Genomic DNA, 7,453 nt, shown 5'->3' on the forward strand with positions numbered 1-7,453 from the left:
CCGGAGGTGGATGGACCCGCTCTGGGAGGTGCCTGCCGAGCTGGAGGCAGATCTGCAGCGGGAGGTGTTCAACCGCTTGATCGCAGCCGACCACATCTACTATCTGAGCGGGCTGGGGGACGAGGCCATCCACGACTGGGGACGTGTGCAGGAGTACTTCCACGAGTTCGTGCTCATCGACTCCGACCGCCTACGAACAGATCCGCACAGCATGGGCCACAGCCGGGATCTGCTGGCGGTGGCGGTTCCCGGTGCAGAGCCGCTCGGCTGGGAGCCGACCTGGGTCAGAGGCTCGCAGGCGGATTCCCGCCTGGTGTGGACGCTGACCGGTCACCAGGGCCAGGTGACCGCTGTCGCCACCGCCGTGGTCGCCGGTCGCGCGGTGGCCGTGACCGGCAGCCGGGACGGCACCGTTCGGATCTGGGATCTTGCCACCGGACGGGAGGCCTGCCCATCCCTGCACTGCCGCACGGATGTCCGGACGGCGCTGACCGTGGAGGTCGACCGGATCGCCACGGCCACCCTGGACGGTCGCGAGGTCGCGCTACTGCTCTCGGAGCTCGCCGGCGAGCAGCGGCTCCTCCTTCTCGATCTTGCGACCGGGTCCCTGACTGGTGAGTGCGTCCGCGTCGCGGCCGTGGCGGAGTTGGCCGGCCGGAGCGTGGTGCTGACGCTGGAGGACGACCGGACCCTGCGGCTGTGGAACGTCGCCACCGGCGAGGAGCTGGGCTCGTCCGTGCCGGCGCAGGTGCTGGCTGGTCTGCACGGCTACCCGGCCGCGGTGCGCGTCGAACTCGGAGGTGCGGTGCGGACTTGGGACCTTGCCGGGAACGAGCTCGTCTCGGCGCCGGTGGACGCGGACGAGCAGGCGTACGACCCGCAGGCCGTCGCGGTGGTGGTCGACGGTCGGCTGGTCGCCTGCGCCTTCGACGCTCTCGACATCGACCATCTCCACGACGGCGACACCGCGGTGGCCCTCCTCGGTGACCTGGCGGCCGCTTGCGGACATCGATCCGGTGCACCGGTTCACGTCTCCCAGTCCGTGGTGGTGGCCGGGCGGCCGGTCACCCTGTTCCGGGCGTACGGCGGGTCGCTGCGGCTGTGGGACCGGGTGGCCGGTTCCCTGCCCGGCGCGCAGGGGTGGGTGGTGACGACCGACGAGCTGCGAGGACAACCGCTCCGGCTACCTTCCGAAGTCCCCGGCCAGGACTACTGGTTCTGGCAACTCGCCGACCCCGCACCGGCCTTGGCAGCAGACGCCGGACGCTCTGCCGCACGTGTCCTGGGCAGCGTCGTCGTCGCCGGACGCGCGCTCCAACTGGCCACCGACTCCGACCACGTGGTGCAGCTGTGGGACACCGCCACCGGGGCGGAAGTCGGTGAGCGGCCGTTCCGCCGCCACGAGGACCGGATCCGGGCCGGCGCCTTGGCCGAGGTGAACGGGCAGCTCCGGGTGGTGACGGCCGCCCTCGACCGGAGCGTGCGGCTCTGGGAGGTGGCCGGCGGGTGGCAGGTCAACGGCCCGCTCAAAGGGCACACCCGGCAGGTGTGGGACGTCGCGACGGCGATCGTGGACGGGCAACCGGTGGCCGTCACCGCCAGTGCGGACCACACCGTGCGCGTCTGGGAGCTCGGGGAACGCCGGGCACGGCGCCGCACCGAGATCCGCGGTCACAACGACGTGGTGCTGACGGCCGCCATGACCACCATTCAGGGCCAGCCGGCCGTCATCACCGCCGGTGCGGACAAGACGCTGCGCACCTGGGACCTGGCCACCGGCATACCGCACGGCGGGAACATCGCCGCCGAAGTCAGCCTGCTGGCGACGGCGGAGCTGGACGGACGCACCGTCGCGGTGACCGCGGCCCCGGACGCCACGCTCCACAGGTGGGACCTGGGTGCCGGCGAGGAGCTCGGCCAGGCCGATGCCGGACCCGTCGGCCGGATCCTGGCCCTGGCCACCGCCCGGGTCGACGGGCGAGCCGTCGCGCTGACCGGCAGCTCGGACGGCACCGCGCAGCTGTGGGACCTGGCCACCGGCCAGCACCTCGGCCGGCCCCTCACCGGCCACACCCACCGGCTCACCGCGCTCGCCACCGCCACCGTGGACGGGCGCGCGCTGGCCGTGACCGGCAGCTGGGACAAGACGGTGCGGCTGTGGGACCTGGCCACCGGCCAGCAGCTCGGCGAACCCCTGACCGGCCACGCCGACTGGGTCACCTCGGTGACCACCACGCCGAAATATTGGAAGCGGCGATCACCGACATACGGCGGCAGGGCTACGATCCGGCGGTGCTGGCGGACGAGAGCTGTGTCCGGACGTTCGCCGACCTCCTGCGGCTCGGATCCCGGAACTGGGATCTGGTCGCCGACGCGGTCGCCGCCACTCCGCCCGACGTCGAGCTGGCCGGGCGGATCCTGCGGACGAAGCTGACGTTCGAGGACAACCGCAATCCGCACATCACCTCCTTCGAGCAGGACGTACGGATCGCCAGGGACTCCCGGGCGCAGGGACACCAGCTCGGGAGCGACGCGTTTCTGCTGGCGGTCGGGCCGGTGCGGCCAGCCCTGTACCGGGCCCAGATGGCTGCCGTCAACGCTGTGGACAGCGCCCTGTCCGACGCCTCCGAGCTGGCGGGCCTGCCCGGCCGGGCCGATGAGCTACGGGGCCGGGCTGGCCGGGCCCGTACCCGGTGGGACAGGAGGCGGCTGGAGCATCGGACAGCGGAACTCGACACCCGGGCCGCCGCGCTGACGGCGGGCCGGGAGGAGCGGGTCGGGCAGGCACAGCAGCGGGTCGCCCGGTTCGTCGCGGATGTGGCCGTGACCGTGGCGCTGTTCAACGACACATTCGGGATCGACCGCCGGCAGCCCTGAGCTTGTCCGTTACGGTCGCCGGGCTTTCGTAAGGCGTACTGTCGGCACCTCGCCATCCGCCACGATGTCGGAAAGACCGTCAGACGACCCGAGACCGTCACCGAACGCGATCAGGTCAGACCATAAAGAACTTCCCAATGACGATGTCAAGCCTCAGTCGTGACGTTCCAAGGCCACGAAGTTAAGGGCGCGGGGGAAACTGCAACTCGCCTGACAGCTGGGGGCCTTGGGGCGAGGTGGGCACCACCGTCACCGCAGCAGGCATGCAAGTCACCGTCTCATCGCCGCCGCCCTCCGCACCGCCAGCGACAACCCGCTTGAGGACGTTGTGCCCACCGGGGCCGACACGGTGCACGCAGTGACCTGGAAGGACAGCACCGCCGGCCGGGCCGCCGCCCAGCAAGCCGCACTGCCCGCCCTGTTCGCCACCGCGGCCCCGACGAGCAACCGGAACGAACCGACGAAGACCGGCTTCGCGCCCGCCTCGACTGGAGCACCTGGCCCGACGTTGCCCACCACTACGCCACCGACCCCGACGACACTCTTGACCTCTACGGCATCCGCCTGTGCACCTACGCCGTTCGCATGGACTCCCGGCAGGAGGCACGGGCGTGACCGAGCAGGACGCATCCGGCCGCGACCTTGCCCGCCTTGCGCTCGCCCAGTACAAGGCCCGCCGGGTCGGACCCGGCAGGCTCTGTACTGGGCATAGGGGACGGTTCTCCTGTCGTGCTCTCAGGCCCCGCAGAACGGGATGCCTCACCCGAGGCTGACAGAGAGGGGCCCGCAGTCAGGGCGACGGGCTGGTAGGCGCCCTGGGGGCGCTCGATGGCCTCAGCATCGTCCTCATGGCGAGGATGGTGCACGTGCGTACTGGACAGTTCTACACACAGATCCAATGGATCGTGTCAAAACGCACGAATCAACCCGCCGACCCATAGCCTGACAGGTGATCACTGTACGTGATCTGTCGATCACTGTCGGTGCCATCGACGTGATTGGCGGCAGCTGACCCTATTCATGACGTGGAGGTGCCGGTGATCAGACGCAGGAGTAGGCAGACCGGGTTGGGCAGTGGCCCGGAAGCCGAGAAGAGCGAACTTCGACCAAGGCCACGGGTGTGGACGCGGACCTGCATGGCAGGGCTGGCCATGTTGGCGGGACTGACCTTGCCGGCCATCGCCCCGCCTCTGGCCTGGGCCTCGCCAGGGCCGAACGCCTACGTCGCCAACGGGGTCTCGAACAATGTGTCGGCGATCGACACCGCCACCAACACCGTCGTGGGCAACCCGATCCCCGTCGGCAACAACCCGTTGGATGTGGCGATCACTCCGAACGGCCAGCGCGCCTACGTCACCAACGTAGGCTCGAACAATGTGTCGGTGATCGACACCACGACCAACACCGTCGTGGGCAACCCGATCCCCGTCGGCAGCCTCCCGACCGGTGTGGCGATCACTCCGAACGGCCAGCGCGCCTATGTCACCAACGGGGTCTCGAACAATGTGTCGGTGATCGACACCACGACCAACACCGTCGTGGGCAACCCGATCCCCGTCGGCAACAGCCCGTTCGGTGTGGCGATCACCCCGAACGGCCAGCGCGCCTACGTCACCAACACAGGCTCGAACAATGTGTCGGTGATCGACACCACGACCAACACCGTCGTGGGCAACCCGATCCCCGTCGGCAACAACCCGTTGAATGTGGCGATCACCCCGAACGGCCAGCGCGCCTACGTCACCAACGAGCAATCGAACAGCGTGTCGGTGATCAACACCGCCACCAACACCGTCGTGGGCAGCCCGATCCCCGTCGGCAACAACCCGTTCGGGATCGCGATCGCCCCGGCCAGTCAGCAGAAGCCGTCCCTGACTATCGCCAAGAGCCTTACCGGAGAGTTCACCCGAGGCAATAGGGGCACCTACACCATCACGGTCGGCAACACCGGGCCCGGCACCACCGACGGCACCACGGTCACCGTCCGCGACACCCTCCCGCGGGGGCTCACCGCCGACCGCATCAGCGGCTCCGGTTGGAACTGCACCCGCTCCACCCTTACCTGCACCCGCCGCGATGCCCTCCTTGCGGGAAGCAGCTACCCACCCATCACCCTGACCGTCCGCATCTCCTGCAGCGCGCCCGCTCGCGTCACCAACAACGCGACGGTCACCGGAGGCGGCGACACCACCACCCACACAGCCACCGCCCCCACCACCATCAATCCCGACAGGCACTGCGGCAGGCCCGACCACCGCTGATGACGGCAGAGAAGGGCCGGCGCGGGCAATCCACATCCGCGACCGAACTCCTCATCGCGATGGCCACCGCCAGCCCTGTGCAGCAGCGAAATGCAACAAATAACCCCGCCCAGTAGTACGCCTTGGAGGCTTCGGCGAGACCGCAATGACCGTCGTTGACCGATCCAGACAGAGCTACGGATCAGAAGGCCGCCGGTTCGAGTCCTGCCGAGTGTCCAGCAGCCCAGCGGCCCTGCGGAGTGATCCACAGGGCCGCTGGCCTTTTGCAGCCGACAACAGCACCATCTGCTCCCGCCATCAGGTCACCACAACTCCGGTGCTGATCAGCAAAGAACTGGCTCGTCGGCTCAACGCAGCGCGGCCCGGTCATAGCAGAGATCGTCCCCGTCACCTCGCCCATTCGCATCCTGGGACTCGGGCCCGCGCAGCGCCCGCACTACGAACTGTTGACCGGGTCGCTGGAGACGGCCTGGCACGACGTCACTCAGAAGGTACAGGCCCTTGGGCTTGCCCGCGTTCGTCCACGGCCTTCCCAACGGGCTCGGAATCGGAACTGCGGTGGCCTGCTGGGCGCGATCCGCCGGACTCACAGCCGAGGGCCACACCACCAACTGGGACACCTGCGGGCCCGACTGCCCCCACCGACGACCCTGAACACCGCGTGCTCCCGGTCGGCGCCGTCGCCCCGGCGCTTGCGCTCGATGCGGTCGGCGTCCGGATGCCGACCCGCGTCGAACAGCAGCTTCTCCTGCCGCTCCGTCACCACCGCGCTCGGGCAGCTGATGCCACAGGTGAGGACGACTGACGGTGGACACCGGCCGAGGCCGAAGCATTCATCAGCCATCCGCGCTCTGGCATTCGGCCGATCATGGTGTCGACGGCACGGGGGACGAGGTCTCGGGGCCTTGTGTCAAAGCCCCCCACATGCGTCGACCACGGCGCTTACACGGGAGTGTCCGTCGAGTACCGCACCATGTTGCTGCGCCGGGCACTGACCGAGCATCGGGGGGATCTGTCGGGTGAGCTGGGGTGATCCGAAAATGGGCTGCCGTGTCTGGAAGCTGCGGCTGAGGTTCAGACAGAGCGGTGCCCCGACCGGAAGGAGCCGGCCGGGGCACCGCTGGCGCGACAGTGGTCACGGTGTGACCGTCTGGGTGTCCACGGGGGATGTGGAGGTGTTGAAGTTGCCGCTTCCGTTGTAGACCGCGGTGAGGGAGTGAGTACCGATGGCGAGGGTGGAGGTGGTGAACGTACCCACCCCGCCGCTGAGTGTCCCGGTGCCGAGGAGGGTGGCTCCGTCGAAGAAGCTCACCGTCCCGGTGGGAGTACCGGCTCCAGGCACCACGACCGTCACCGTCGCCGTCAGCGTCTTCGCCTGACCGAACACGGACGGGTCGGGGGCCGAAGTCAAGGCCGTACTGCTGTTGGCCTTGTTGACGGTCTGGCTGAAGGTGGTCGAGGTCGAGGTGGTGAAGTTACTGTCACCGTTGTAGGTGGCCCGGATGGACCGTGTTCCGACCGGCAGGTTCGAGACGGTCAGGGTGGCGACACCGCCGGACAGCGTGACCGGTGCCTGAGGGATACCACCGATGAAGAACGTCACCGTTCCTGTCGGTGTACCGGACCCGGGTGCCACGGCGGCCACGGTGGCCGTGAGGGTCACCGGTTGTCCGAAGACGGAAGGGTTGGGCGACGAGCTCGCCGTGGTCGTCGTGCTTGCCTTGGTCACCGTCTGCGTGTCCACGGGGGATGTGGAGGTGTTGAAGTTGCCGCTTCCGTTGTAGACGGCGGTCAGCGAATGCGACCCTGCCCCCAGGCTGGAGACGGACAGCGTCGCCACCCCGCCGGAGAGGCTCGTGGTGCCGAGGAGGGTGGCCCCGTCGAAGAAGCTCACCGTCCCGGTGGGAGTACCGGCTCCAGGCACCACCGCCGCCACCGTCGCCGTCAGCGTCTTCACCTGACCGAACACGGACGGGTCAGGGACCGAAGTCAAGGCCGTCGTCGTACCTGCCTTGGTCACCGTCTGGGTGTCCACGGGGGATGTGGAGGTGTTGAAGTTGCCGCTTCCGTTGTAGACCGCGGTGAGGGAGTGAGTACCGATGGCGAGGGTGGAGGTGGTGAACGTGGCCACCCCGCCGCTGAGTGTCCCGGTGCCGAGCAGGGTCGCTCCGTCGAAGAAGCTCACCGTCCCGGTGGGAGTACCGGCTCCAGGCGCCACCGCCGCCACCGTCGCCGTCAGCGTCTTCACCTGACCGAACACAGACGGGTCAGGGACCGAAGTCAAGGCCGTCGTCGTACCTGCCTGATTCACCGTC

The 7,453-nt window shown here is 68.9% G+C and carries 5 protein-coding genes; 2 read left to right on the plus strand and 3 right to left on the minus strand.

The genetic code is table 11. From position 1 onward, the window contains the following. Positions 1 to 10: 10 nt before the first annotated feature. Positions 11 to 2,434 carry a WD40 repeat domain-containing protein gene (locus ACFV8T_RS40700; protein WP_385337604.1) on the plus strand — a complete coding sequence of 808 codons (2,424 nt, stop codon included), beginning with the start codon at positions 11 to 13 and terminating at the stop codon, positions 2,432 to 2,434. A 1,015-nt stretch (positions 2,435 to 3,449) separates the two neighbouring features. On the opposite strand, the gene ACFV8T_RS40705 is transcribed toward ACFV8T_RS40700, so the two are convergent. Beyond that, on the minus strand, positions 3,450 to 3,587 hold the full coding sequence (locus ACFV8T_RS40705; RefSeq protein WP_385337607.1) for a hypothetical protein: 138 nt from the start codon (positions 3,585 to 3,587) through the stop codon (positions 3,450 to 3,452). Positions 3,588 to 4,013: 426 nt separating this feature from the next. Here ACFV8T_RS40705 and ACFV8T_RS40710 point away from each other — a divergent pair, with 426 nt between their 5' ends. After that, complete coding sequence (locus ACFV8T_RS40710) at positions 4,014 to 5,138, plus strand: YncE family protein (RefSeq protein WP_385337610.1); 1,125 nt, start codon at positions 4,014 to 4,016, stop codon at positions 5,136 to 5,138. Between the two features lie 586 nt (positions 5,139 to 5,724). On the opposite strand, the gene ACFV8T_RS40715 is transcribed toward ACFV8T_RS40710, so the two are convergent. Beyond that, a complete protein-coding gene (locus ACFV8T_RS40715) occupies positions 5,725 to 5,982 on the minus strand; it encodes a hypothetical protein (protein ID WP_385337613.1) in 258 nt (85 codons plus the stop codon). A gap of 291 nt (positions 5,983 to 6,273) precedes the next feature. Continuing rightward, positions 6,274 to 7,453: Ig-like domain-containing protein (locus tag ACFV8T_RS40720; RefSeq protein ID WP_385337616.1), on the minus strand; the 1,180-nt coding region annotated here is incomplete at its 5' end.

The organism is Streptomyces sp. NPDC059832 (assembly GCF_042731715.1).
Lineage (GTDB): Bacteria > Actinomycetota > Actinomycetes > Streptomycetales > Streptomycetaceae > Streptomyces.

What these genes read in the sequence shown, in the direction of transcription:
- ACFV8T_RS40700 (WP_385337604.1), top strand. Translation starts at nt 11, where the DNA reads ATGGACCCGCTCTGGGAGGTGCCTGCCGAGCTGGAGGCAGATCTGCAG.
- ACFV8T_RS40705 (WP_385337607.1), bottom strand. Translation starts at nt 3,587, where the DNA reads ATGCCCAGTACAGAGCCTGCCGGGTCCGACCCGGCGGGCCTTGTACTG.
- ACFV8T_RS40710 (WP_385337610.1), top strand. Translation starts at nt 4,014, where the DNA reads ATGGCAGGGCTGGCCATGTTGGCGGGACTGACCTTGCCGGCCATCGCC.
- ACFV8T_RS40715 (WP_385337613.1), bottom strand. Translation starts at nt 5,982, where the DNA reads ATGGCTGATGAATGCTTCGGCCTCGGCCGGTGTCCACCGTCAGTCGTC.